Source organism: Pseudomonas flavescens, assembly GCF_013408425.1.
Classification (GTDB): domain Bacteria; phylum Pseudomonadota; class Gammaproteobacteria; order Pseudomonadales; family Pseudomonadaceae; genus Aquipseudomonas; species Aquipseudomonas fulva_A.
Window position 1 is genome coordinate 566,597 of sequence record NZ_JACBYV010000001.1, and the last position, 26,401, is coordinate 592,997.

Below are 26,401 nucleotides of genomic sequence, written 5' to 3' on the forward strand. Positions count from 1 at the left end.
TGCCTGCGCGGCCCGACCCATCCACCAATCGCCAAACGCAGTGGTGGATGAAAAGAGCGTCATCCACCCTACATACAGCTGACCGTAGCGGTGGATGAAGACAGCGTCAGCGACGTGCTCCGCTCCACCCTTCATGGCCGTGACGGCGTCGGGTGGGTTAGCGGCGCTGGCCGATCTCCACTTCCTGGGCGGTCCAGCCGGCGACCCGGTCGCTGAGCGACAGGCCGAGACCCGGGCGGGTCGGGACCAGCATGCGTCCGTCGCGGGTTTCCAGGCGCTCGTTGAACAGCGGCTCCAGCCATTCGAAGTGCTCGACCCAGGGCTCGGTGGGGTAGGTCGCGGCAAGGTGCACGTGCAGCTCCATGGCGAAATGCGGGGCCAGCATCAAGCCCGCCTGTTCGGCCATCGAGGCGATTTTCAGGAATGGGCTGATACCGCCAACTCGAGGCGCGTCCGGCATCAGGTAGTCGGCGCCACGGGTCTTGATGAACTCGGCGTGCTCGGCGACGCTGGTGAGCATCTCTCCGGTGGCGATCGGCGTATCGAAAGCCGCCGCCAGGGCCGCGTGGCCTTCGGCGTCATAGCAGTCCAGCGGCTCTTCGATCCACACCAGGTTGTAGGCTTCGAACTGGCGACACATGCGTTGGGCGGTCGGGCGATCCCATTGCTGGTTGGCGTCGACCATCAGCGGGAAGTCGTCGCCCAGGTGGCGGCGTACGGTGCTGACGCGCTCGATATCGATGGCCGAGTTGGGTTGGCCGACCTTGAGCTTGATGCCACCGATGCCTTTTTCACGGCTCAGGTCGGTGTTCTTCATCAACTGGTCGAGGGGCGTGTGCAGGAAGCCGCCGGAGGTGTTGTAGCAGCGCACCGAGTCGCGCTGAGCGCCCAGCAGGCGTGCCAGAGACAGACCGGCACGCTTGGCCTTCATGTCCCACAGGGCGACGTCGAAGGCCCCGATGGCCTGGGTCGACAGACCGCTGCGGCCGACCGAAGCGCCGGCCCAGCACAGCTTGGTCCAGAGCTTCTGGATATCGCTGGGGTTTTCGCCGATCAGTGCCGGGGCGATTTCTTGGGCATGGGCGAACTGGCCGGGGCCGCCCGCGCGTTTCGAATAACTGAAGCCAAGGCCGCGATGGCCATCCTTGCTTTCGATCTCCACGAACAGCATGGCGATCTCGGTCATCGGCTTTTGCCGTCCGGTCAGCACCTTGGCGTCGCTGATCGGGTTGGCCAGGGGCAGGAAAACTGAAGCGATACGAATCCAGGCGATCTGATCCTGGTCTGCACAGCCTTGGGAAAGGGGTTGTTCGCTCACATTGATTACCTCGCTTGACGTTTTTGTTGGTGCCGCCAGGTGGTTCAAATCACTGACGTGAATCCGGACGTTAAGCTGATTAGGTAATCATTCAAGGGAATGGGCAGAGCTTCAGGGCTGCTTCAAGGCGATAGCGGCCGTTCGTAGTCGGGCGCCAATTGGTGGGCTGAAGCCCACCCTACGGTTAGATGCGCGGCTGTAGGGTGGGCTTTAGCCCACCAAATCGAAGGTCCGCTTTCGCCACTAAACAGCCAAAGCCGAGTGAATTAGGTGCTGGATATGTGAGTCGACTCTCACGCACTTTGCCGTTCAACAATGCTAAAGCCGGTATCGATGCGTACTTTCACCGGCTCTTCATGGGGGTGATCGAGGCGTTGCACCAGCGCGCGGGCGGCCTGCACGCCGATGTCCGCGCCGTTGATGCACACGGTGGAGAGGGCGGGGTGCAGGTGCGCGGCGCTGCTCAGATCACCAAAGCCCATCACGGCCAGATCCTGCGGCACGCGAATGCCCAGCTCGGTGGCTTCCTCGAGTATGCCGTGGGCCAGGGTATCGGAACTGCACACCACCACATCGGGGCGCTCGCCACCGGCCAGCAGGCGCTGCAGGCCTTCGCGCCCGAGGTTCACCGTGGCCGGTGGCGGCAACACCACGCGAGGCACCTCGGCAATGCCCTGGCTCGCCAGTTCGCCGATCAGGCTTTCGCAGCGGCGGTGGCCGCGGGGGTCATCCAGGGTCACCACGGCGAAACGTCGATAGCCCTTGCCCGTCAGGTAGCGCGCGGTGGCCACTCCGACCGCCTCGTGGGAGAAACCCACCAGCATGTCCAGCGGCCGCGGCGCGAGATCCCAGGACTCGACGATGGGAATGCCCGAACGCGACAGGCGTGTGCGGCTGGCCTTGGTGTGCAGGGTGCCGGTCAGCACGATGCCATCGGGACGGCGCCGCAGGATGGCGTCGAGCAACTGCTCTTCGCGTTCGGCGCTGTAGTTGGTCAGGCCGATCAGCGTCTCGTGGCCGGCTTCGGTGAGGGTGTCGATCAGTGCCTGCACCGTGTCCGAGAAGATCGAGTTGGCAACCGTGGGCACCAGCAGGGAAATCAGCCGGCTGCGCTGTTCGGCCACGCCAGTGAGCATGGCCGGCACGTAGCCGGTCTTGTGCACGGCTCGAAAGACCTTTTCGCGCAGTTCGGGGCGGACGATCTCCGGCTGGTTGAGCGTACGCGACACGGTGATCGGCGAAACCCCGGCGACCTTGGCCACGTCCGCCAGCGTCGGCGGCTTGCTTGGGGCACTAGAGGAGCGCCTGCCGGTCGCTCGATCATCGTCTCGCTGCATCCTGTGTTTCCTGGCCAACCCGAGTCGGGCGATGTTATCCCAGCAGGCGATGCCTTGGTGCACGGATCGCGGCAACTGCATGGCGATGATTGACGGCTCGACGCTTGGATGGTCAGATGCGCGCCAGTTTCAGGTGTCCCATGCCGCCGTGCATGGGGTGAAACGGGAAGCCGGTTCGTCATGAACATGATCAGTCCGGCGCTGCCCCCGCAACGGTATGCGAGCGAAGCATTCGAATGACCACTGTGCCACGGCATGGGAAGGTGAATGCTTCATGACCCTCGCGAGCCCGGAGACCGGCCCGAAACTTCAGTTTGGCAAACCCGCGGTGGGCGGGCGCAGGCCGGTTTCCGTGGGCTTCGTACGCCTGCGATTCCCTATGCGTTGTTCCCTCCGGGATTCATTCATTCCTGTTTCGAGTGGAACGACATGTCCCGATCTTCTCTGTTCTATGCCCTGTCGGGCAAATCCCTGCGCGTGGGCCTGGTGCCCTGCGTGCTGTTCGCCATGCCCGTGCAGGCCGCCGAGTCGGACGAGCCCTTGGCCTTGCCGTCGACGGCGATCACCGGCACAGCCGACGAGTCGTCGCAGCCGCCTGATCTGCACACGCCAACCACCTCCGGTTCGCGCCTGGGGCTCACCCCACTGAAAACGCCGGCAAGCACCAGCAGCCTCAGCGGTGCGCAAGTGCGTGGCCGCAATAACCTCACCGTACAGGACGCCGTGACCCGCACACCGGGCATCACCACGATCGGTACGCCCGGCAACGGTGGCACCGCGCTGTCGGCTCGCGGTTTTTCCGGGCATGCCTCGACCATGCAGCTGTACGACGGTACCCGCCAGTACATCGGCGCTGGCACCGTGACTTTTCCGGTCGATACCTGGTCGGTGGAGCGTCTCGACGTGCTGCGTGGCCCGGCTTCGGTGCTCTATGGCGAGGGCGCGACCGGTGCGGTGATCAACGTCATCCCGAAGAAGCCCTTCACGGGTGAGGTCCGCAATCAACTGCGCTTGGGGTATGGCAGCGATGATCGTCGCCAGGCTGCGCTGGACAGCGGTGGCTCGCTGAACGACGCCTTGAGTTACCGCTTCACCCTCAACCAGCAGGCCAGCAACGGCTGGGTCGACCGTGGCGATTCCGAGAGCCTGGCACTCAGCGCGGCGTTGCGCTGGGACGCCAGTGACGACCTGAGCTTCACCCTGTCCCACGATCATGCCGATCAGCAGCCGATGCGCTACCTGGGCACGCCGCTGGTCGATGGCCGTTTTCGCGAGAGCCTGCGTGAGCGCAACTACAACGTCGCTGACGCCGATATTCAGTACCACGACCAGATCACCCGTCTGGTCACCGACTGGCAGATCAGCGACACCCTCAGTGCCAGCAACCAGCTCTACTACATCAAGACCCAGCGCTACTGGCGCAATGCCGAGGCCTATCGCTGGCAGCCGGGTGATCTGGTCGAGCGTGGCGATTTCTGGCGCATCAAGCACACTCAGGAACAGGTGGGTGATCGCCAGAGCTTCACCCTCGACCATCCGCTGTTCGGGCTCGACAGCCGCAGCGTCGTGGGTGTCGATTACAACCGCATCCGTTTCGCCCGCCATCACGATTTCGACAACAGCCTTGGCGATGTCGTAACGCTGGCACAGTCCGGCGGCGGCTCGTATCTGAGCAATGATCGCTACCGGCCGCGGGAGCTCAACCAGGCCAGGCAGTTCTCGTTGTTCGCCGAGAACCGTACCCAGCTCACCGAGCGCCTGTCTCTGGTCACCGGCGTGCGCCGTGATCAGGTGCATATCGATCGCACCGCGTTAGACGATGACTCGCGTGTCGATCGCAGCTTGAGCGGCGATAACTGGCGCGCCGGGCTGGTCTTCGAACTGACCCCGGAACTGTCGCTCTATGGGCAGTACGCCACCAGCACCGAGGGCGTGAGCAACCTGCTCACGCTGAGCCCGACCCAGCAGCAGTTCGACCTGAGCGAGGCGCGCCAGACCGAGTTCGGCCTCAAGCACGCATTCTGGGAGGGACGTGGCGAGTGGACACTGGCCGCCTATCACATCGTCAAGGAGAAGCTGCTCAGCCGTGCCACGCCAGCGGCACCGACCGAGCAGATCGGCCAGCAATCTTCCGATGGTCTGGAAGCCACGCTGGAGCTGGCGCTGGGGCAGGGCTGGCAGGTCTCTGCCAACGCCGCACTGGTGCGTGCCGAGTACGACGACCTCACCGAAGCCGGTGGTGACCGCAGTGGCAATCGCCCGACCGATGTGCCGCGCCGTACCGCCAACCTCTGGTTGAGCAAGGCGTTGAACGAACAGGTGGAGGCCGGTATCGGCGCCCGCTATGTCGATACGCGCTATGCCGATACGGCCAATACCGTGGAGATTCCTGGGTATACCGTGGTAGATGCCAACGTCGCCTGGCAGGTATTGCCGGAGGTACGCCTGGGGCTGGAGTTGAACAACCTGTTCGACCGCCAGTACGCCACCACCAGCAGCAGTGATGGCGAACAATGGTACCTGGGCCAACCGCGTTCGTTCTTCGTTACCGCTGACTACAGCTTCTAAACGCTGGCGCACCGGGCCATCCCGGTGCGCCCACAAGAAGGAGTCTGGCATGTCGACGCTACGTATCGAAAAGCTGTCATGGGCCGTCGAGAGTCGGCGCGCTGCGCCACGCTGGCTGTTGCAGGACATCGATCTGCATATCGGCGAGGGCGAGTTCGTCGGCCTCATCGGCCCCAATGGCAGTGGCAAGACCAGCCTGTTGCGCTGCGCCTACCGCTCCAGCGAGCCGGCGAGCGGCAGCCTGCATCTCGACGGTGAGAACCTCTGGCGGCAGAGCCCGCGCTGGAGTGCGCAACGCATTGCCGTGGTGCTGCAGGAGTTTCCCCAGGAGTTCGGCCTCAGCGTCACCGATGTGGTCGCCATGGGGCGCACGCCGCACCAGGGGCTGTTCGCCGGCGACAGCGCCGAGGACACCGCACTGGTAGCCCAGGCACTGCAGCAGGTCGGCCTGAGTGCGCAGGCGAGTGAAGCATTCGCCACCCTCTCCGGCGGCGAGAAGCAACGGGTGCTGCTGGCCCGGGCGCTGGTCCAGCAGCCCGGCCTGCTGATTCTCGACGAGCCCACCAACCACCTCGACCCGCGTTATCAGCTGGAGCTGCTGCAGCACCTGCGCAGCCTTGGCCTGAGCACCCTGGCCAGCTTTCATGACCTGAACCTGGCGGCGGCTTTCTGCGACCGCCTCTATGTCGTGGCCGCTGGCCGCCTGGTCGCCAGTGGCACACCCAGCGAGGTGCTGAGCGCCGAGCTGTTGCAGCGCGTATTCGCCGTGCAGGCGCTGGTCGACAGCCATCCGCTGCATGCCTACCCACGGATCACCTGGATTACCCAATGAACATCTTCAGACACCTTTGCGGCCTGTCGCTGGCGCTGCTCGCACTGCCGGCTGTAGCCAGCGACTATCCACTCACGGTACGCAGCTGTGACCGTGACGTGACCTTCGAGCAGGCGCCGCAGCGCGTGGTCAGCCACGACATCAACATGACCAGCATGCTGATCACCCTCGGCCTGCGCGAACGGATGGTCGGCTACACGGGCATCAGCGGCTGGAAAACCCTCGACCCGGCCTTCAGGGATTCGCTTGGCGATGTGCCCGAACTGGCCAGCCGCTATCCCTCCGTGGAAACCTTGCTGGAGGCCGACGCGGATCTGTTCTTCGCCGGCTGGAACTACGGCATGCGAGTCGGTGGTGCGGTCACCCCAACGACCCTGCAGCCATTCGGCATCGCGGTCTATGAACTCAGCGAATCCTGTTCCTGGGTGATGAAACAGCAGGGCGCCAGCCTCGATGACCTGTACCGCGACCTGCTCAACCTTGGGCGGATCTTTTCGGTGCAGCCACGGGCCGAGGCACTGGTCGGGCAACTGCGCGAGCGCATCGAAGCGGTACGCTCCAGCATCAGGCAGGACGGCACGGCTCCACGAGTGTTTCTCTACGACAGCGGCGAAGACCGTCCGACCACGTCCGGGCGCATGGGCATGCCCCAGGCACTGATCGAAACGGCAGGCGGGCACAACGTAATGGACGATGTCACGGCCAGCTGGACCCAGGTGAACTGGGAGAGCGTGGTGGAGCGCGACCCCGAAGTGATCGTGATCGTCGACTACGGCCCGCGTTCCTGGCAGCAGAAGCGTGACTTCCTGCTCGGCAACCCGGCATTGCAGGCGGTGACGGCGATCCGCGAGCGGCGTTTCGTGGTGCTCTCCTACCTGGAGGTCACGCCATCGGTGGAGAATGCCACGGCCATCGAGAAACTCGCCGCCGCTCTGCATCCGCAGTCGGAGAGCCGCTGATGCCGATCCGCAGTGCAGCGGCCTATCGAACGCTGGTCATCGGCCTGTGCGTTGCCCTGGCGTTTTCCTGTGTGATGGCATTGGGCTTCGGCCCGGCAGCGGTGCCGCTGGCCACCGTCTGGGGGATCCTCGGCAAGCAGCTGGGCCTGGAGCTGGGCGCCGAATGGAGCCGTAGCCAGGAGCCCATCGTCTGGCTGATCCGTGCGCCGCGGGTATTGCTCGGCGCGCTGGTCGGCGCCGGGCTGGCGCTGGTCGGCACTGCGCTGCAGGCGGTGACCCGCAACCCGCTGGCCGACCCGCATCTGCTCGGTGTCAGTTCCGGCGCAGCGCTTGGCGCGGTGCTGGTGGTGCTTTACCTGGGGGAGTTCCTCGGTGTGTTCAGCCTGCCGCTGGCCGCGTTCATCGGTGCGGCGGGCAGCATGTTGCTGGTCTTGGCGGTGGCGAGGCGCAGCGGTCGCCTGGAAAGCGATCGGCTGCTGCTGGCCGGCGTGGCGGTGTCCTTCGTGCTGATGGCGCTGGTCAATCTGTTGCTGTACACCGGCGACCACCATGCGGCGGCGTCGGTGGTGTTCTGGATGCTCGGCGGTCTGGGCGCCGCGCGCTGGGAGGTGATCTGGCTACCGGCGATCTGCGTGGCCCTCGGTTGCGCGGCGTTGCTGGTGCTGTCGCGCGGGTTGAATGCATTGATGAGCGGCGAGCAGACCGCCGTGAGCCTGGGCTTCAGCGGCAAGCGGCTGCGCCTGCAGGTGTTCGTCTGCACCTCGCTGCTGACCGGCGTGCTGGTGTCGCTGTCCGGTGCCATCGGTTTCGTCGGCCTCATGGTGCCGCACATGGCCCGTGCGCTGGTCGGCGCCGAGCATCGCCGGCTGATCCCGGTCAGTGGCTTGCTTGGGGCGTTGTTCCTGGTCTGGGTGGACGTTGCCGCGCGCACGCTGATCGCCCCGGAAGACCTGCCCATCGGTATCGCCACCGCCGCACTGGGCGGGTTGTTCTTCATCGTGCTGCTCAAGCGCCGGCATTGAGCGCGCTAAGTGGGCCAGCCAACCCCGCTTATCCTCATGCATGAACTTAAGGGCGAGGGGGCTTCTCGGTATCTATCTGGATACTTACCTCACGCCCCGGAGTTCACCATGCGCGCATTGACCTATCACGGCAGCAACGACGTCCGCGTCGACAACGTGGCGGACCCCGTCATTCAAGAGCCGGATGACATCATCCTGCGTGTCACCGCCACGGCCATCTGCGGATCGGATCTGCACCTGTATCGCGGCAAGATTCCTCAGGTGAAGCATGGCGACGTATTCGGCCACGAGTTCATGGGCATCGTCGAGGAGGTCGGCAGTGCGGTGACGGCGGTGAGCAAGGGCGACCGGGTGGTGGTGCCCTTCGTAATCGCCTGCGGCAGTTGCTTCTTCTGCGACATGAACCTGCAGGCCGCCTGCGAAACCACCAATACCGGGCGTGGCGCGATCATCAACAAGAAGCAGATTCCCTCGGGTGCTGCGCTGTTCGGTTTCAGCCACCTGTATGGCGGCATCCCCGGAGGGCAGGCCGAGCTGGTGCGGGTGCCGAAAGCCAATGCCGGGCCGTTCAAGATCCCCGACGAGCTCGATGACGAGCGCGTGCTGTTCCTCTCCGACATCCTGCCCACTGGCTACCAGGCGGTGATCAATGCCGGTATCGGCGAAGGCAGCAGCGTGGCCATCTATGGGGCCGGGCCGGTTGGTCTGATGGCTGCTGCGTGTGCGCGGATGCTCGGCGCCAAGCAGATCTTCATGGTCGATCATCACGCTTATCGTCTGGCCTACGCGCAGTCGACCTATGGGGTGATCCCGATCAATTTCGACAAGATCGACGATCCGGCCGAGGCCATCATCGAGCAGACCGAGGGGTACCGCGGTGTCGACGCGGCGATCGATGCGGTCGGTTTCGAAGCCAAGGGCAGCACCACCGAAACCCTGCTGACCCAGCTCAAGCTGGAAGGCAGCAGCGGCAAGGCGTTGCGCCAATGCATCGCCGCCGTACGGCGCGGCGGCACGGTTAGCGTGCCGGGCGTATATGCCGGCTTCATCCATGGCTTCCTGTTCGGCGACGCGTTCGACAAGGGGCTGACCTTCAAGATGGGCCAGACCCATGTTCACAGCCTGCTGCCGGATCTGCTGGAGCGTATTCAGAGTGGCGCGCTGAACCCGGAGATCATCATCAGCCATCGCCTGAACCTGTCCGACGCGGCCGAGGGCTATCGGCTGTTCGACAAGAAGGACGAGGACTGCCGCAAGGTCATTCTTCGCCCGTAGGCGGGTATCGAGGGGAGGGTGCAAGGCGCGTCGCCTTCGACGCGATACACGGGTGACCATCGCATGTGCCGTGTGATGGTCACCCGTCGCCGCGGGGCTCCTATCAGGAGTGGCGAAATAGCCACTGCCAGGTCAGATGTCCAGCGACACCGACAGATTCAAGCCATGTTGCAGCTCGTCATCGGCGTGGCGGTAGCTGTAACTGCCGCGCAGTGACAGACCGTCGCCGAGGCGCTGGCTGACACCGAAGTGGCCGCGCAGGCTGCGGTCATCCGGGCGATGGCCGGGCAGTTCGAAGCCGATCCCCGGCAGGCTGTTCAGCGACATGCGCAGCTCGGCGGGGTCATCCTCGTATTCGCGCTCCACTGCCAGCTCGCCGAACACCCGGGTCTGCGGGCTCAGGTCGTAAAGCCCTTGCAGACCAGCACCCAGGCGCCTGGACTTGCGCGTCTGGTCGTCGAAGCTCAGCGCAGTGGAGCCCTGGCTTTTCTCGCTGTACCCGTCCACATCGATATGCACGTAGTCGGCGCTGATGAAGGGGCTCAGGTGCCACTGGCTGCCCGGCTGGGCGATGTCGTAACCGAAGCGGCCGCTGACGGCCCAGAGCGTACCATCGGTGTCGCCCTTCTCCGAGTTGGTGGCCGGGCCGGCAGCGAACTTGCGTTTCAGGTCGTCGTATTCCAGGCGTCCGGCGCTGGCCGAGATGTCGCCCCACCAGCGATCGTGCTGGTATTGAGCGAACGCCGTGCCGATGTAGCTGCGCAGGTTGTAATCGGAATCCGCTGCGCCAGCCTCGAGATTCTGTTCATGCAGCCCGGCCGCCAGGCCGACGCGCCAGGCGTCATCGAGGCGATAGCTGCCGCCGAAGTTGAGGCTGTAGCCATTGCCATCGGCATTGCCACCCTCGCGGTCATATTCCAGCCGTTGGCCACCGCCATTGACGAAAGCGCGCCACTGACCGACCGCCTGCCAGGCGTCCCAATCCGCCAGCCATTGGGCGCGTAGCTGATCCTGATGGCCACGCAGGGTACCCAGGGCCATTTCCGGCAACAGGGTGACTTCCCAGGGGGCGGCCAGCAACGAGTAGGCGTAGTCGGCGATCAGGCGCTGGCCGGCAATCGTCGGGTGAACCCCGTCGTTGAACAGCAGTTTCGTCGGGTCCGGTGTGCTGCCATTGAGCCCGAAGATCGGGTTGGGGTTGCTGCAACCCGCGAAGCAGGTGCCAATTACCGTGGCGCGATCGGCGACCAGGCCGTAGCGGCCAGGGTCATTGACCACTTCGGAGAGGTAGAGCGGCATGTTCAACGGAATCACATTGGCGTCCAGCGTCGCCAATTGACTGACCAGCTCGGTGTTGAAGGCTGCGCCCAATGCGCTGACCTGCCCCTGCAGCGGGCTGCCGAAAAAGTTCGGCGTCAAGCCGAGGTCCGGCAGCACCCACACCATGATGTAGCGCGCACCCGCCTGTTGCAGCGCCTCGGCGCTATCCACCAGACGCCCCGCTGCGGCCTGGGCGCTGGGCCCACTGACGACCTGGCCCTGCAGGAAGTCGTTGCCGCCGCCCGTCAGGTAGTACAAGGCGTTGGGGTCGGCTCGGCCGCCGGTGGACTGCAGATAGCCGCCGGGCCCGGTGATGGCATTGAGGATCTGATCGGTTCGAAAACCGCCGACCGCCCAGTTGTTGCCGCCGTCCACGGTGTTCGCCGAGCCCAGACCGGGGCCCGACAACCCGAGTGCATTGCCCAGCAGCATGGGCGATACCTCTCCGAATGCTTCGCCGCTGCCATTCTGGTAAGTCGGGCCGGTGCGATTGGTGAAGCGAGTGGTGGCACCGGCGGGACCATTGGCATCGGCAAACCACCCGGCATCGCTGAGGCTGTCACCAAAGACATAGAGGGCGCTATACGGCGCGGCGGAGAGGGAAGATGCGCTGGCCAGCAGGCAGGCCGCCGCCAGTGGCGTGAGTAAGCGTTTCATGGCAAGTCCTTTTATTATTGGAGTGAACCGCTCGACAAATGTAGCCAGTGTTCGATGGAAAGCACAGCCTGATCGAGAGGCCGCACTTTAGGTGCCGTCGACCGCCTTACGGACCCGTTGGTCGTGCCATCGACGCCATGCGCCATAGCGACAGCTTCCTGACGACGGTAGGCGTGTGAGTCTGCCAGCTGACCACTCGTCCTCATTCTCGAACCGATACCCGAGGGCCCGGCTCCCACCTCTGATGAGCCACGGTCGATCCGAGCAGGATCAGCCGCTTTTTCAATGCGCAATGATGTAGTGGTAACCGCTGTGTCCAGAATCATCTCCTCCGTAGGTCCCACTCCTGAAGCCGAAGCCACCGACGTATCCGATTCCCTGATGTTCGGCACGCCCAAGGAGCGTCTGGACTTCTACCGTCGGGAAATTCAATACGAAACCAACCTGCTGGCCGATCGAACCAACGCCTACCTGGCTGCCCAGTCGTTTCTGGTCATCGCCTATGCCTCGTCCATGGCCAATGCGAATCCGTCCTGGGGCGACCTGTTCACTCTGGTGGTGCCGGCCCTGCTGGCACTCCTCGGGATCATCAGCTCGCTGAACGCCTGGCCTGGCATCAAGGCGTCATCGGCGATCATCGGCCACTGGCACTTCAAGCAGGAACAACTCCTGCGCAGCGAGCCGAAGTTCGGTCATGCCTACGACGAGTCGCCGTTGTTCAGCGAGCACGAGTCCAGTGACGAGCGTTACTACAAATCCCTGAGGTTCTCGCTGCGTTCACCCTGGCTGTTCACCATCTTCTGGATGGTCCTGGGGCTGTTCTCGCTGTGGCTGCAACTGTCGTCCACCGCCAAGCTCTAGAGGTTCGCAGCTCCCGGTAACATTCATTTGCCTGCACGCCCTGGCTGGCTTGCGGTCATTAGCTCGAGGAACGCGTTCGGGCTCGCCGTACGTGGATACTGGAGGAGGGCAGCGCAGCGTGAATCGTACCTGGGTCGCCAGTGCCGTCGCCATCGGGCTGCTGCTCGCCGCGTTGCCGCTGTCCTATCAGCTGTGGCCAGCCCGTACCCCGGTAGCGGCGGCGGTCGGCGAGGGCGCTCGGGTTGGCGGGCCTTTCCAGTTGCAGGATCAGCATGGCCAGGCAGTCAGTGAACGGACGTTCAGTGGCCAGTGGCTGCTGGTGTTCTTTGGTTTCACCCGCTGTGCCGATATCTGCCCGACCACCCTGGTACACATGGCCAGGGTGCTCGATGGTCTGGGCGAGCAGGCCAGCCAGGTTCAGCCGCTGTTCATCAGCCTGGATCCCGAGCGCGACACGCCGGAGGTGCTGGCGGCCTATACCGCGTTCTTCGATGAACGCATCCTCGGCCTGACCGGCAGTGCCGAACAGATCCGCCGGGTCGCCGATGCCTACAGTGTGTACGTCGAGAAGGTACCGATGGGCGATACCTACATGCTCGATCACACCGGCTCGATTTACCTGATGGCGCCGGATGGAGCGTTAGCCGAGCTGTTCTCCCCGCGAATGACAGCCGAGGCGATGGTGCAGGAAATCTCCAGCGCCATCGGCCAGCGTTAAATGACCGCCACCCTGCGTGAGCAAGAGAACAGGCGGGCGCGCAACTGGCCGCTGTTGCTCGGTTTCGTGGTGCTCGCCGCCTGCTGGCTAGGGCCGCTGCCCGCCATGAGCCGCACGGCCTTCTCCGCCCATATGCTGCTGCACCTCGGGGTGGTGGCGCTCGCCGCACCGCTGCTGGCCATTGGCCTGGCGCGCTCGGGGCTGCGTGTGGACAGCCTTCGCCCTGTCGGCGTCTGGACCTTTCTGGTGTTCTTCGCCGAGATGCTGGTGGTGTGGGGCTGGCATGCGCCGTTGCTGCATGAAGCGGCGGCCATCAATGTCTGGGCGTTCGTCGCCCAGCAGGCGAGCTTCCTGGCCGTGGGGGTGGGGGTGTGGTCGATGGGGTTCGCCAGCCAGTCGCGGCGCGGGGTGGCCGCGGCGATGTTCGGCTTCTTTCTGACCTTCGCGCACATGACCATGCTCGGCGTGATGCTGATCATGGCGCCCAAGCTGATCTATCCCGCCGAGCTCTGCCTGGGCGCGTTCGGCTTCGCGCAACTGGACGATCAGCGCTTCGGCGGCATCCTGATGGCTGCCTGGAGTGGTGTGGTGTATCTGGGCGGCGCCGTGGCGTTGGGGGCACGCCTGCTGAGCACTGCGGGCGGGGAGAATGACGCGCGCCCCTCGGGTTGAACGCAGAGCACCGCCAGGCATGCACTGGCGGTGCTGCGTAGCGGCGTGATTACAGCTTGAAGTTGCCCACCAGATCATCCAGTTGCCGGGACAGGCTCTGCAGGTTGCCGCTGGCAGTGTTGAGCTGGTCGGCGATCACCGTGGTTTCCTGAGTGAACTGGTTGATCTGCTCGACGTTGCGATTGATCTCTTCGACCACGCAGGACTGCTCCTCGGTGGCGGTGGCGACCTGAATGTTCTGATCGCTGATCTGGCTGATGTGGCCGTTGATCTGCGCCAGCGCTTCAGATGCCTTGGCGGCGTATTCGACCACCCGCTCGCTCTGCTGACGCCCCTTGGCCATGGCCTCTACAGCCGAGCGGGATTCGCTCTGCAGGCGGTCGATGACCTTCTGGATCTCTTCGGTCGAGGCGCCCGAGCGGCTGGCCAGGGTACGCACCTCATCGGCCACCACCGCGAAGCCGCGGCCCTGCTCACCAGCGCGGGCAGCCTCGATGGCGGCATTGAGGGCCAGCAGGTTGGTCTGCTCGGAGATGCTGCGAATGGTGCCCAGGGTAGAGCTGATCGCGTCGATCTGCCCGGCCAGCGCGCCAATGACCTTGGATGCCTGCTCCAGTTCGCCGCTGAGCGCATCGATCTGTCGGTTGGCCTGGTCCACCACTTCACGACCGCCATTGGCATGCTCGGTCGCCTCGCGGGCCACCTTGGCGGCATTCTCGGCGTTACCGGCGATTTCGTTGACCGTCGAGCCCAGTTCGTGGATGGCGGTGGCCACCTGCACCGTACGGTCGCTCTGCGCGGTGCAGTTGCTTTGCGTCAGTTGGGCGCGTTCGGCGACTTCGCGGGCCATGCCCGACAGCTCCCGCGAGTTGCCGGCCAGTTGCTGCATGATGCCGTGCACCCTGGCCAGAAAGCGGTTGAAGCTCTGCGCGATGTCGCTCAGCTCATCGCTGCCGCTCAGTTCGATGCGTGCGTTCAGCGCCAGGTTGTCGGCGGCGTTGCCCAGGCTGGTCTGCAGAATGGATACGCGGCGGCGCAGGTTGGCGACGATCAGCCAGGAGGCGATGAACGACACCAGCAGGCCGAGCACGATGATCGTCAGCTGCTGCACGCGGCCTTGCTCATAGTTGTCGGTACTGCGCTGGTTCTGCTGTTCGGCTTGTTGCAGCAGGGTGTCGAGCAGTTCGTTGGCGCCCTGGCGCATCACCCCGTAGCTCTTCGCGTACTGATCACGGTAGATCTGCTGCGCCCTGGCCATGTCGCCGCCGTCCAGGGCCTGCAGCATGGGCGTGAGCTCACCGCTGACCATGGCCTCGAACTGGTCGAGCAAGCGCTGCGCCTGGGCCTTGCGCTCCGGGTTGACTTGCGCCTCGACGGCGTTGCGCATGGCCGTGCGCATGCCGGGGATGTCCTCGTTGAGGGCTTCCTGCACACGGGTCTTGACCCCTCGCTCGTCACGCAGGGCGGTGTCCTGCAGCAGCATCATGTCGATACCCACGCGCATGCGCGGAATCCGCGAGGCGGCTTCGGCCATCGCGCGCATGGGGGCTGAGGTATTGAGATAGAGCGCGCTGGCCTCCTTCTGCATGTTGGACATGCTGTTGAGGCTGGTCACGGCGACCAGAATCAGCGCGATGCAGGGGATGGCCACTGCGATGATCAGGCGGGTCTTGAGTGTCAGTGTGTCGAGGCGCATGGGTGATGTTCCATGTCATTGGAGTGGCGTCAGTATACGGGCACGAATGATTTCATGCTGCCATGACATGCATACCGTTCGGCGGGCCGCCGAACGCCCGCAATGGCCCTGCCAGAGCCTGTCGCCACTGCCTTGTCGGCCTTGCTCGAAAAGGAATGCGAAGCGATTCTCAGTGCGTCGGACAATGATGTCATTCTGGACCTATTTACCCCTTCTTTATGGGGATGATTTGCTCGTACTATGCGTGGCGCAAAACTATCTCCAACTATCCCGAACCCCTCCTGTCACTGTCTAACAGCGGTCAGTTCGGTATCGATCCGTATTCGTTCAGGAGTTAATGGCACATGGCAGCACTGCAGCTCGGCACCATCGAGGCGATCAAGAACAATCAGGCACAACTGCTCGATGAGTGGATCAGGGGCCTGGAGGCGAGCGGTTCGACTCGCAACCTCAAGGAGCAGGATCTGCAGCAGCAGACCGCGGAGTTTCTGCAACTGACCATCGTCGGGCTGGAGAACGGCGGTGCTGCCAACATCGCGGCCGCCAGCTGGGAAGACGTGCGCCAGTTCCTCGAGCGCCTGTCGTCCAGCCGCGCGCTGCTGGGCCATGACTCCCACCAGGCCGCCAGTTTCATCTTCGCCCTGAAGGGCCCGCTGTTCGCCTTGCTGCAGCGCCAGTACCGTGACCAGCCCGAAGAACTGGCGCAGCAGCAGTGGGAAGTCTCCGAGCTGTTCGACAATCTGGGCCTGCATACCATCCGCACGTTCCAGAAATCCCGCGAATCGGTGATCAAGCGTCAGCAGGAAGAGTTGCTGGAACTGTCCACGCCGGTGGTCAAGCTGTGGGATGGCGTCCTGGCACTGCCGATGATCGGCACCCTGGACTCGCAACGCACGCAGGTGGTGATGGAGTCGCTGCTGCAGCGGATCGTCGATACCGGTTCGGAAATCGCCATCATCGACATCACCGGCGTGCCGACCGTCGACACCCTGGTCGCCCAGCACCTGCTCAAGACCGTGACCGCCATTCGCCTGATGGGCGCCGACTGCATCATCAGTGGCGTGCGCCCGCAGATCGCGCAGACCATCGTGCACCTGGGCCTCGACCTGCAAGGCGTGGTGACCAAAGCCAACCTGGCCGATGCCCTGAAGCTGGCTCTGAGCCGTCTTGGCGTCACCCTCAGCAAAGCGGTCTGAAGCCATGGAACGCATTCCGATTTTGCGGATGGGCGAGTTCCTGCTGGTGACCATTCAGGTCGACATGCATGACCAGCTCGCGCTGACCCTGCAGGACGATCTTTCCGAGCTGATCAGCAAGACCTCGGCCCGCGGTGTGTTGATCGACATCTCCGCGCTGGACATGGTCGATTCGTTCATCGGCCGGATGATCGGCACCATCTCCGGGCTGTCGAAGATCATGGACGCCGAGACCATGCTGGTCGGCATGCAGCCCGCCGTGGCGATCACCCTGGTGGAACTGGGCATGACCCTGCCGGGCGTCAGCACCGCATTGAACGTCGATCGCGGGATGAAGCTGCTGCGGGAACGAGTAGCTCGGCAATGATCGTACGCAGCAGCGGTACCCAACCGATCAACATCGAGCAGGACGTGGTCCTGGCGCGCCAGACCACACGCAAGCTGGCCACCGAGTGCGGCATGCGGCTGATCGACCTGACCAAGCTGGTCACGGCGGTCAGCGAGCTGGCGCGCAACACCATGGTCTATGGCGGCGGCGGTGACATGGACTGGCAGGTGCTCGAAGACAGCGCGCGTATCGGGCTGCGCCTGACCTTTCGCGACGAAGGCCCCGGCATTCCCGACCTCAAGCTCGCCATGACCGATGGCTGGACGTCCGGCAATGGCCTGGGGCTCGGCCTGACGGGCGCCAAGCGTCTGGTCGACGAATTCGAGCTGGACACCGCACCCGGTGAAGGCACGCGAATCACGATCACCCGATGGACATGACGATCAGCGGCAGCATGACCCTGGTGCTGCCCATCGACGACAGCAGCCAGGTCGGTCATGCCCGGCGTACCGCCCAGAAACTGGCCGAGCAGCAGGGCTTCGACGACACCGATGCGGGCCGTGTCGCCCTGGTGACCACCGAACTGGCAAGCAACCTGCTCAAGCATGCCGGGCGCGGTGAGCTGCACCTGCGGGTCGTGCCACGCCCGAGCGGCGCTGGCATCGAGGTGCTTGCCGTGGATCGCGCCCAGGGGTTCGATCTGAATGCCTGCCTGGCCGACGGTTATTCCACCGGCGGTACCCAGGGCATCGGGCTGGGCGCGGTGTCGCGGCAGGCCGAGGTGTTCGACGTGTACGCCGATGCCCGCGGTGCGGTGTTGCTCGCACGCGTTTACGCACGCACGGACAAACAGCCGGACTGGCGCTTCGGGATCAGCCAGCATTCGCTGCACGACGACCCGGCCTGCGGTGATGTCTGGCACCTCGCAGCCCAGGGCCGCACCCTCAGCGCGCTGGTAATCGACGGGCTTGGCCATGGTGAAGAAGCCGAGCGTGCCGCGCTGGCAGGCGAGCGCGCCTTCGCTCTGAGCCCGTTCAGTGAGCCGGTCATGCTGCTCGAGGAGCTGCATCACGCTATGAACGGCACCCGCGGTGGCGCGGTGGCCATCGCCCAGGCACGGCTCGACAGCGGTACCCTGCGCTTCGTCGGGGTCGGCAATATCAGCGCCGCGTTGATCAACGCCGAGAAGTCCCGCGGCCTGGCATCGCATCCGGGCATCGTCGGTGGCCAATACCGCAAGGCGCAGCCTTTTGACTACGACGAGGTCAATGGCCAGCTGCTGATTCTGCACAGTGACGGCCTGCAGTCGCGCTGGAATTTGAAGGACTACCCCGGCCTGGTGCACTGCCATCCGGCGGTGATCGCCGCCGTGCTGCACCGAGATTTCTGCCGTGGCCGTGACGATGTCACGGTCGTGGTCATTGCCCTGGAGCCCGCTCATGGTTGAGCCAACTGACCTGACCCATGCCGAGCAGGCCGCACTGATCGCCCGTCTGCAAGGTGAAAGTGCGGCGCTGCGCGAAGAACTCGATGAAACCAACCAGGGCGTCCTCGCCCTGTATGCCGAACTCGACAATCAGGCCGACGAGTTGCGCCAGGCATCGGACCTGAAGAGCCGCTTCCTGTCTTACATGAGCCATGAGTTCCGTACGCCGCTGGGCTCGATCCTGAGCATTACCAGCCTGCTGACCGATGAACTCGATGGCCCGCTAAGCGCCGAGCAGCATCGCCAGGTAGCCTTCGTCAGCACGGCGGCACGCGAGCTCAGCGACATGGTCGATGACCTGCTCGACCTGGCCAAGATCGAGGCCGGGCGCATCAGCATCTCGCCGGCCTGGTTCGACATGCTGGACCTGTTCTCGGCCTTGCGCGGCATGTTCCGGCCAATCGTCGACGCCAGCGCCGTGGACCTGATTTTCGAGGAGCCGGTGGGCTTGCCGCGGCTGTACACCGATGACAAGAAGCTTGCGCAGATCCTGCGTAACTTCATCGCCAACTCCCTGAAGTTCACCACCCGTGGTGAAGTGCGGGTGTCCGCCCGCCTGGAAGGTACCGATCGGGTGCGTTTCGCGGTCAGCGACACCGGCATCGGCATTGCCCCCGAGCTGCACGGCGCGCTGTTCGAGGACTTTTCCCAGGTCGACTCGCCGCTGCAGAAGCGTCTGCGCGGCACCGGCCTGGGGCTTTCCCTGTGCAAGCGCTTTGCGGCGTTGCTGGGAGGCGAGGTTGGGGTGGAAAGCGAGCCGGGCGTCGGGTCGGTGTTCTTCGTGAGCATTCCCCTGGCGATCGCAGCGGAGTCTGTCGATGAAGCCTGATACCCGCCTGCTGATCGTCGATGACAACGTCGCCACCCGCTATGCCCTGCGCCGGCGCCTGGAGAAACACGGGTATCAGGTGCTGGAGGCCGGCACGGGCACCGACGGGCTGGCGCTGATTCGTGGCGAGTCGCCGGATGCGCTGATCCTCGACGTCAACCTGCCGGACATGAGCGGCTTCGATATCGTCCGCATCCTGCGTGCCGAGGCGGGTACGGCGCTGCTGCCGGTGATCCACGTCTCGGCGGCGTCGATCCAGACGGGCGACATCATTACCGGTCTGGAGGCCGGGGCCGACGCCTATCTGGTGCATCCGGTCGATCCCGACGTGCTGCTGGCGACCCTGCGCACTCTGCTGCGGGTACGCGATACCGAACATGCGTTGCGGGAAAGCGAGGCACGTTTTCGGGAGATTTTCGTCAACGTTTCAGCGCCGATTGCCGTCCTCGATTCGGACCTCAAGGTGCATGAGTGCAACCACGCCTTCGCTCAGCTGATTCAGGACGAGCCGGATACCCAACTGCTCAGCCAGTGTTTTGCCGATGGCCAGGCTTCGCTGCTCGACGAGCTGCGCCTGCGTCTCAAGGCTGGCGAGCGCTGGAAGGGCTCGCTGAACATGCAGGTGCAGGGCGAAACCCGGGAAACCGAGTGGCAGGTGTCGCCTTACCGCACCCCGGAACTGAGCCTGGTGTTCGTCGAAGACGTTACCGAGCACCGTCGCCGCGAACGTCTGCACCTGGCACAACTGGACGACGCCACCAGCAGGCTGGCCCGCGAAGTCGCCGAGCGCGCCCGCACCGAAGCGCAGTTGCTGCAAGTGCAGAAGATGGAGGCCCTGGGCAACCTCACTGGTGGTATTGCCCATGACTTCAACAACATGCTCACCGGCATCATCACCAGCCTGGAGCTGATTCAGAAACGGGTCGCCGAGCAGCGCCTCGACCGCGTGCAGCTGTATACCGAGGCTGCGCTGAATTCGGCGATGAGCGCTGCTGCGCTGACCCATCGGTTGCTGGCGTTCGCCCGCAAGCAGCCGCTCGACAATCGCGCCGTCGACGTCAACGAGCGTGTGCGTTCGCTGGAAGAGCTGCTGGTGCGTACCATCGGCGAGCAGATCACCCTGACCCTGGAACTGACCGGCAAGCCGGCCATCGCCCTGGTCGACCCCAGTCAGCTGGAAAACGCCGTGCTCAACCTGGTGATCAATGCCCGGGATGCACTGCCCAATGGCGGCAATATCTGGGTCAATACCTACACCGCTCACTCCAGTGGCGACCCGAACCTGGCCGATGGCGTTTACGTGGCGCTGTCGGTGCGCGACGACGGCAGCGGTATCGACCATGCCCTGATCGACAAGGTGTTCGATCCCTTCTTCACCACCAAACCGGTGGGCCAAGGCACCGGGCTGGGGCTGTCGACCATCTATGGTTTCGCCCGCCAGTCTGGCGGCAACGCGAGCATTCGCAGCGCCACTCGGCGAGGTACCGAAGTCACCATCATGCTGCCGGCCAGCAGCGAGCCGGTGGTCATCGAGAGCGATGCCGAACAGGTCGAGCATCGCGGCGCTGGCGAGCGGGTACTGGTTGTCGAGGATGTGGCCACGGTACGGGCCTTCGTCTGCGAAGTGCTGGAGGAGGCGGGTTATCGCTGTACTCAAGCCGAAGACGTGGAGACTGCGTTGGCCCATCTGCAGAGCGGCGCAGTGATCGACCTGCTGCTGACCGATGTCGGCCTGCCGCGCATGAACGGTCGTGAGCTGGCCGAGGCGGGGCGCAAGCTGCGTCCCGATCTGCCGATCCTGTTCATGACCGGTTATGCCGAGAACGCCATCAACCGCCAGGTGTTCCTCGACAGCGGCATGGAACTGCTGACCAAGCCGTTCAAGATGAACGAGCTGCTCGACAAGGTGCGTCGCTCGCTGCCTGAAGGCTGAGGCTCGGCCGGGGTGGCGTTGGTCTCGTCTGTCCTCGTCAACAGAAAAAACAAAGCTCCCGGCCTAGATAACGCACCGTCAGTTCATGGCCGCTGCCGCTTATATCGAAGGGTTCGCACAGCGCGCCGGTGGACACGATGTCGCCGGCGCGCAGCGTCTCGCCCTGTTCGGCGGCGTGGGCGTAGAGGGCGGCCAGTGAGTTCAGCGGATCGGTGGCGGCATCGCCGTGCAGCGTGCGCGCTCGGGGCTCGCCGTTCAGGTGCACCACGGTCGTTTGCGCGAGTTCGCGCAGCACCTGCAGGTCGAGGCCTGTGCAGGCGGGCGGGCCGATGATCAGCGCTTCGAAGCCGACGTTGTCCGCCGTGAAGCTTGGCCAGCCGACGCTTTTGCGGTCGATGAAGCGTGAGCGCACCACTTCGAAGGTCAGACAGGTGTGGCGGATGTCATCGGGCTGCACGCCACGGCCCGGCAGCGGCTCGATATCCCGGGCGAGCACGAACGCGATTTCGCATTCGATGGTCAGTGGCCCACTTGCCGGAAGTTGTAGTCGTGTGCCGCTGGGGCGGCAGCGGGCGGCTTCCAGTTGGCCCACCAACGGTCGCGACAGTTGTGCAGCGCGCATCGCGGCAGGGCTGCCGACGCCCAGCTTCCAGCCGGCTCGGCTACCGCCGGCTGCCTTGAACAGGCAGTCCTGCGCGGCGTAACCCTGTTGCAGGGTATGCGGGCGCAGCGCGACGGGCAGGCTGTCGAGCAGCGTTGCGGCGCGCCAGGTTTTCAGGAGGAGCGCGGCGGTAGCCGCAGGGTCGAAGGCATCGTCTTGCATGGTGGTTCCTGGTGAATGAACGGATCAGTGGGGATGGACAGGCGCTGGCAGGCTGGCTGGCGGCGCGGCGCGAAACTCCACGCCCAGCAGCCGCTCGTAGACCTTGATCATGGCGCCCTTGTCGTCGCTGCCATGGCCTTGCAGCAAGGCCGTCTGGTAGATCGCCGTGGCGGCCGAGAGCAGCGGCAGGGGAATGCCCAGATCGGCGCTCAGGCGTGCTGCACTGGTGAGGTCCTTGTAGGCGTGATCGAGCGGGTAGGCGCTGTCGAAGCGGCCAGCGAGTATGTGCGGCAGAAAATAGCTGGACGCATGGCTGCGCCCGGTGCCGTTGTTGACCACGGCGCTGACCTTCTCCGCATCCAGGCCGAGCTTGACCGCCATCGGCAGAACTTCCGCCAGCGCCGCGCAATTGATGTCGTAGAGCAGCTGGTTGATCAGTTTGGTCAGTTGGCCGCTACCCGCTGCGCCCATGTGCAGTATGGTCGTGGCCATGCTCTGCAGGTACGGCTGCACATCCGCGAACACTGCTGCATTGCCGCCACACATGATCGTCAGGGTGCCGTCGGCGGCCCGTGACGGCATGCCGGACACCGGTGCATCCATGAAGTGGATGCCACGCGTCGCCAGTTCGCTTTCGATCTCCAGGGTCTGCTGATAGTCGACGGTGCTGGTGTCGATGACGATGCTTCCCGGGCGCATCCACTGCGCGAGGCCGTCTGCGGCGAACAGCAGCTCTCTGATCACCGCGGCATTGGGTAGCGACAAGAACACCTTGTCGCAGCCTGCCAGGCGCCGCCGATCCTCGGTGGCTTCGGCACCCAGACCGGTCAACTCGGGGTAGGCGCGGCCACTGACTGAGCTGACCAGCAGGCCGGGGTGGTCGTGGAGCAGATTGATGGCCATCGGCCGACCCATCTGTCCGAGACCGATAAAGGCGATAGGCATGGCGGGAGCTCCTGACCGATGGGTTGGGGCCATGCTAGGTGCGTGGGGTCATCATGAGAAATATATTGTTATGATGCTTTTCATCACAAATTGTTATGGGTTTTGCCGTGAATCTGAGAGCGTTGAGGTGTTGTGTGGAAATCGCCCGGCTGGGCAGCTTCACCCGAGCGGCCGAGGCGATGCACATCGCCCAGCCAGCGCTGAGCATGGCCGTGACGCGCCTCGAAGAGGAGCTGGGCGTGGTGCTTTTCAACCGCGCCGCCCGACAGATCACCGTCACTGCCGAAGGCCAGGTGTTTCTGGAGCGTGTCGCCAAGGCGCTGCTCGAACTGGATATGGCGCGCCAGGAGTTGGGCGACATGGCCGATCTGCAGCGCGGCGAGATACGCCTCGGGGTGCCGCCGATGTTCGGCATCCATTACATGCCGGAGCTGCTCAGCGCCTTTCGTCAGGCGTATCCGGGCATCGTCATGAGCGTGTTCGAAGGCAGTGCCGACGAGATCGGCCGGCTGCTCGAAGCGCGGCAGATCGACCTCGCCCTGCTCGAATCTCGGCGGGTGAGCAGCGCCTGGGAATCGGTGCTGCTCGGCACTGACGAAATGGTGCTGTGCATGAACCAGCAGCATCCCCTGGCCGGTGAGGCACGACTGCCGGCAGGGCGTCTGCAGGACGCGGATATGGTGGTGTTCGACCAGAGCTTCCTGCAGCGCCACCTGCTCGATGCCTTTTGCGCCGAGGGCGGGGTCACCTACCGCATCGCCCTGCAAAGCAACTTCGTGTCCTTGGTGACCCGGGCGACCCTGGATGGGCTGGGCATTTCCACCCTGTTGCGCTCGGTGCAGCAGGGCGAACCCGGTATCGTCGGTGTGCCCTTCGAGCCGCCGCTGGGCATGAGTTTCAGGTTGTGCTGGCGAGCCAACGAATACCTGTCGCTGGCCAACCGGCGCTTCGTCGAGTTCGCCCAGCATGCAGGCTTTTTCGGCCGTGCGGCAGGCTGAGCGGATGGCCGACAGGTGGCGCCGTTGCGTCTGCCGGGGAAACCGCTTGCAGGAGTGGCAAAAAGTAGCGAGACAGGATTCAATGGCGCTTCGCTCTGCTCCCATTTCCCTGCCTGCTCGGTTCCTATCGTGATATCTGATGACGCCGAAGCGCTTCGGCAGCGGCTGCAAGCACTCGAAGACGAAAACGCTCAACTGAAAGCCAGGTTGGCTGCATCGCGAGGCGAAGGCCTGGCTGCGGACCGCGAGATGCAGTTTCAGAAGATCTTCGAGCAGGCGCCTGCGGCGATGGCCGTGCTGCGAGGCGAGCAGCTGCGCTTCGAACACATCAATCCGGCTTATCAGCGGGTGCTGGGCCTGGGCGATGTGACCGGCAGGCCGGTACGTGAGGTGCTCGCCGGGCGCATCGAGCGACGTTTCATCGAACTGATGGAGGAGGCCTACCGGCGCGGTCGCCCGGTGCGGGCACGGAATTTCCAGATGCCCGGTAAAGACGGCTATCAACTGGACTTCCTCTACCTGCCGCAGTTCGATGTCCATGGGCAGGTCGATGGCATCTTCGTCCAGGAAATCGACATCGCCGAGCAGCGTCGTGTCGAGAACGCGTTCGCTCAGGAGCGCGAGCGCTATGAATTTCTGTTCAACACCATGGATGAAGGCTTCTGCGTCATCGAGTTCTTCGATGGTCCCCATGGGCCGCTCAGCGATTACATCCATATCGAGGCCAACCCGGCCTATGCCGAACACGCGGGTATCCGCAACGTGGTCGGCCAGAAATTGCGCGAGATGGTCGGCGAAGAGGCGGACAGCTGGGTCGCACGCTACGGCCATGTGCTGCACACCGGCGAGTCGATTCGCTTCGAGCAGGAGCTGATCGCCACGGGCCGCCACCTGGAAATCAGCGCCTTTCGTGTCGGGCCTGCCAGTCGCAAACAGGTTGCGGTGCTGTTTCAGGACATCACCCAGCGCAAGCAGGCCGAGGCCTCGCTGCGCCAGCTCAACGAAACCCTGGAGCTGCGTGTGCGCGATGCCAACGAGGCGCGTCGGGTGCTGGCCGGGGTGGTGGATGGCGCCGATGCACTGATCTTCATCATGGGCTTCGATTACCGCTGGATCGCCATCAACGGCTCGGGCATGCGCGAGTTCGAGCAGGTCTTCGGCGTTTGCCCGCAGATCGGCGACAGCATGAAGGACAACCTCGCCGATCAGCCCGAGAACCTGGCTGCCGTGCTCGCGCCCTGGGAGCGTGCGCTGGCCGGTGAAGAGTTCGATGTGGTGGTGCCCGTCGAGGCCGCAGAAGGTACCCGCCATTACGAAATGCATTTCAGCCGTTTGAACGACAGCGATGGCCGCCAGATCGGCGCCTACCAGTTCGTCTACGACATCACCGAGCGCCTGCGCGAGCAAGAGCGCCTGAGCGTGGTGGAAGATGCACTGCGCCAGTCGCAGAAGATGGAGGCGGTCGGGCAGTTGACCGGCGGCATCGCCCACGACTTCAACAACCTGCTGACCAGTATCAGTGGTTCCCTGGAATTGCTGCAGATGCGCCTCAGCCAGGGCCGCCTGAGCGATGTCGAGCGCTACGTCAGCGCCGCGCAGAGTGCCTCACGGCGTGCCTCGGCGCTGACCCACCGGCTGCTGGCTTTCTCGCGCCGGCAGACACTCGACCCCAAACCGACCAACGTCAATCGTCTGGTGGTCGGCATGGAGGAACTGATACGGCGCAGCGTGGGGCCGCACATCACCACCGAAGTGGCGCTGGCCGCGGGCCTGTGGTCGAGCTTCATCGACGGGCCGCAGTTGGAAAACGCGTTGCTCAACCTGTGCCTCAACGCCCGTGATGCCATGCCCAATGGCGGCCGCCTGACCATCGAAACCGGCAACAAGTGGATCGACGAGTACGCCTCCCGTGGGCGCAACGTGCCGCCGGGCCAGTACCTGTCGCTGTGCGTCACCGATACCGGTACCGGTATGAGCGAAGACGTGATCGAACGCGCCTTCGAGCCATTCTTCACCACCAAGCCGATGGGCGAGGGCACCGGCCTCGGGCTGTCGATGGTGTACGGTTTCGTACGCCAGTCCGGCGGGCAGGTGTGCATCTATTCCGAAGTCGGCCAGGGCACCACCATGTGCCTGTACCTGCCGCGTTACTACGACAGCGACGAAGAAGAGACCGAGCCTACCAGCCAGTCGAGCAGCCCGCGCACCGACTCGCGGGAAACCGTCATGGTGGTCGATGACGAGCCGGCCATCCGCATGCTGGTCATCGAGGTGCTCGAGGAGCTGGGCTACACCACGCTCGAAGCCGGCGACGGTGCTGCGGGCCTGAAGATTCTGCAATCCGATGTGCGCATCGATCTGCTGGTGACGGATGTCGGCCTGCCCGGTGGCATGAACGGTCGGCAACTGGCTGACCTGGCGCGCGTCGAGCGGCCGGAGCTCAAGGTGCTGTTCATCACCGGCTATGCGGAGAACTCGGTGATCGGCAACGGCCACCTGGCCCCCGGCATGCGCCTGCTGACCAAGCCCTTCACCATGGAGGCGGTGGCCAACCGCATCCACGAGATGATCGCGGGCGACAGGTTGGGCTGAGGCTACCTGCACGTTCCTTCCATAGGTATATTGGTC

Annotated in this window: 22 protein-coding genes and 1 riboswitch; of the genes, 16 read left to right on the forward strand and 6 right to left on the reverse strand. The window is 64.4% G+C overall.

What is annotated here, in order from left to right; all coding sequences use genetic code 11:
• Positions 1-157 precede the first annotated feature (157 nt).
• Together FHR27_RS02395 and FHR27_RS02400 are read right to left on the reverse strand one after the other, a co-directional pair.
• Positions 158-1,318 carry an L-talarate/galactarate dehydratase gene (locus tag FHR27_RS02395; RefSeq protein ID WP_042552182.1) on the reverse strand — a complete coding sequence of 387 codons (1,161 nt, stop codon included), beginning with the start codon at positions 1,316-1,318 and terminating at the stop codon, positions 158-160.
• Between the two features lie 293 nt (positions 1,319-1,611).
• Entirely contained in the window at positions 1,612-2,655 is a 1,044-nt protein-coding gene (locus FHR27_RS02400) for a LacI family DNA-binding transcriptional regulator (protein ID WP_179537681.1), read from the reverse strand.
• A gap of 114 nt (positions 2,656-2,769) precedes the next feature.
• Positions 2,770-2,974: riboswitch (cobalamin riboswitch) on the forward strand.
• A 110-nt stretch (positions 2,975-3,084) separates the two neighbouring features.
• On the opposite strand from FHR27_RS02400, the gene FHR27_RS02405 reads away from it, so the two are divergent.
• The 5 genes from FHR27_RS02405 (at position 3,085) to FHR27_RS02425 (ending at position 9,311) form a co-directional block, all read left to right on the forward strand.
• Positions 3,085-5,223, forward strand: a complete 2,139-nt coding sequence (locus tag FHR27_RS02405; RefSeq protein ID WP_179537682.1) for a TonB-dependent receptor — start codon at positions 3,085-3,087, stop codon at positions 5,221-5,223.
• A gap of 49 nt (positions 5,224-5,272) precedes the next feature.
• Positions 5,273-6,055 (forward strand): ABC transporter ATP-binding protein, encoded by a 783-nt coding sequence (locus FHR27_RS02410; protein ID WP_042552184.1) that lies wholly within the window; start codon positions 5,273-5,275, stop codon positions 6,053-6,055.
• Positions 6,052-7,014 carry an ABC transporter substrate-binding protein gene (locus FHR27_RS02415; RefSeq protein ID WP_179537683.1) on the forward strand — a complete coding sequence of 321 codons (963 nt, stop codon included), beginning with the start codon at positions 6,052-6,054 and terminating at the stop codon, positions 7,012-7,014. Before FHR27_RS02410 ends, FHR27_RS02415 begins: the two co-directional genes overlap by 4 nt.
• Complete coding sequence (locus tag FHR27_RS02420; protein ID WP_179537684.1) at positions 7,014-8,036, forward strand: FecCD family ABC transporter permease; 1,023 nt, start codon at positions 7,014-7,016, stop codon at positions 8,034-8,036. Before FHR27_RS02415 ends, FHR27_RS02420 begins: the two co-directional genes overlap by 1 nt.
• Before the next feature lie 108 nt (positions 8,037-8,144).
• Positions 8,145-9,311, forward strand: coding sequence for a zinc-dependent alcohol dehydrogenase (locus tag FHR27_RS02425; protein WP_042552187.1), 1,167 nt, complete (start codon positions 8,145-8,147; stop codon positions 9,309-9,311).
• A gap of 132 nt (positions 9,312-9,443) precedes the next feature.
• Here FHR27_RS02425 and estP read toward each other — a convergent pair whose 3' ends face one another.
• Positions 9,444-11,288 carry an esterase EstP gene (estP, locus tag FHR27_RS02430; protein WP_179537685.1) on the reverse strand — a complete coding sequence of 615 codons (1,845 nt, stop codon included), beginning with the start codon at positions 11,286-11,288 and terminating at the stop codon, positions 9,444-9,446.
• 312 nt (positions 11,289-11,600) lie between these two features.
• Here estP and FHR27_RS02435 point away from each other — a divergent pair, with 312 nt between their 5' ends.
• From FHR27_RS02435 to FHR27_RS02445, 3 genes are all read left to right on the forward strand, one after another.
• Complete coding sequence (locus FHR27_RS02435; protein WP_156152644.1) at positions 11,601-12,149, forward strand: RipA family octameric membrane protein; 549 nt, start codon at positions 11,601-11,603, stop codon at positions 12,147-12,149.
• Between the two features lie 118 nt (positions 12,150-12,267).
• Positions 12,268-12,867: an SCO family protein gene (locus tag FHR27_RS02440; protein ID WP_179537686.1), complete on the forward strand. Its 600-nt coding sequence runs from the start codon at positions 12,268-12,270 to the stop codon at positions 12,865-12,867.
• The gene (locus FHR27_RS02445) at positions 12,868-13,539 is read left to right on the forward strand and encodes a cytochrome c oxidase assembly protein (protein WP_179537687.1); all 672 of its coding nucleotides are present in this window, start codon (positions 12,868-12,870) and stop codon (positions 13,537-13,539) included. It abuts the gene before it with no gap.
• A gap of 49 nt (positions 13,540-13,588) precedes the next feature.
• Here the strand turns inward: FHR27_RS02445 and FHR27_RS27405 are convergent, their stop codons facing one another.
• Positions 13,589-15,235 (reverse strand): methyl-accepting chemotaxis protein, encoded by a 1,647-nt coding sequence (locus FHR27_RS27405; protein ID WP_042552192.1) that lies wholly within the window; start codon positions 15,233-15,235, stop codon positions 13,589-13,591.
• Positions 15,236-15,579: 344 nt separating this feature from the next.
• Between FHR27_RS27405 and FHR27_RS02455 the strand changes: the two genes are divergently transcribed.
• Genes FHR27_RS02455 through FHR27_RS02480 form a run of 6 tightly spaced genes read left to right on the forward strand, consistent with a single transcriptional unit; the run spans position 15,580 to position 21,007 of the window.
• Positions 15,580-16,431: an STAS domain-containing protein gene (locus tag FHR27_RS02455; RefSeq protein ID WP_179537688.1), complete on the forward strand. Its 852-nt coding sequence runs from the start codon at positions 15,580-15,582 to the stop codon at positions 16,429-16,431.
• Positions 16,432-16,435: 4 nt separating this feature from the next.
• Complete coding sequence (locus FHR27_RS02460; protein WP_042552194.1) at positions 16,436-16,798, forward strand: STAS domain-containing protein; 363 nt, start codon at positions 16,436-16,438, stop codon at positions 16,796-16,798.
• A complete protein-coding gene (locus FHR27_RS02465; protein ID WP_042552195.1) occupies positions 16,795-17,199 on the forward strand; it encodes an anti-sigma regulatory factor in 405 nt (134 codons plus the stop codon). Before FHR27_RS02460 ends, FHR27_RS02465 begins: the two co-directional genes overlap by 4 nt.
• Positions 17,196-18,206, forward strand: a complete 1,011-nt coding sequence (locus tag FHR27_RS02470) for an ATP-binding protein (RefSeq protein WP_179540012.1) — start codon at positions 17,196-17,198, stop codon at positions 18,204-18,206. The genes FHR27_RS02465 and FHR27_RS02470 overlap by 4 nt, the downstream gene beginning before the upstream one ends.
• Positions 18,199-19,074, forward strand: a complete 876-nt coding sequence (locus tag FHR27_RS02475; RefSeq protein WP_042552196.1) for a sensor histidine kinase — start codon at positions 18,199-18,201, stop codon at positions 19,072-19,074. The genes FHR27_RS02470 and FHR27_RS02475 overlap by 8 nt, the downstream gene beginning before the upstream one ends.
• Positions 19,064-21,007: a response regulator gene (locus tag FHR27_RS02480; RefSeq protein ID WP_179537689.1), complete on the forward strand. Its 1,944-nt coding sequence runs from the start codon at positions 19,064-19,066 to the stop codon at positions 21,005-21,007. The genes FHR27_RS02475 and FHR27_RS02480 overlap by 11 nt, the downstream gene beginning before the upstream one ends.
• Positions 21,008-21,044: 37 nt before the next feature.
• Here the strand turns inward: FHR27_RS02480 and FHR27_RS02485 are convergent, their stop codons facing one another.
• On the reverse strand, positions 21,045-21,830 hold the full coding sequence (locus FHR27_RS02485; RefSeq protein WP_179537690.1) for a 2-keto-4-pentenoate hydratase: 786 nt from the start codon (positions 21,828-21,830) through the stop codon (positions 21,045-21,047).
• 24 nt (positions 21,831-21,854) lie between these two features.
• Positions 21,855-22,775 (reverse strand): NAD(P)-dependent oxidoreductase, encoded by a 921-nt coding sequence (locus FHR27_RS02490; protein WP_179537691.1) that lies wholly within the window; start codon positions 22,773-22,775, stop codon positions 21,855-21,857.
• A gap of 107 nt (positions 22,776-22,882) precedes the next feature.
• Here FHR27_RS02490 and FHR27_RS02495 point away from each other — a divergent pair, with 107 nt between their 5' ends.
• Together FHR27_RS02495 and FHR27_RS02500 are read left to right on the forward strand one after the other, a co-directional pair.
• Positions 22,883-23,773, forward strand: a complete 891-nt coding sequence (locus FHR27_RS02495; RefSeq protein WP_179537692.1) for a LysR family transcriptional regulator — start codon at positions 22,883-22,885, stop codon at positions 23,771-23,773.
• 129 nt (positions 23,774-23,902) lie between these two features.
• Positions 23,903-26,365, forward strand: a complete 2,463-nt coding sequence (locus FHR27_RS02500; RefSeq protein WP_179537693.1) for a PAS domain-containing hybrid sensor histidine kinase/response regulator — start codon at positions 23,903-23,905, stop codon at positions 26,363-26,365.
• Positions 26,366-26,401 lie beyond the last annotated feature (36 nt).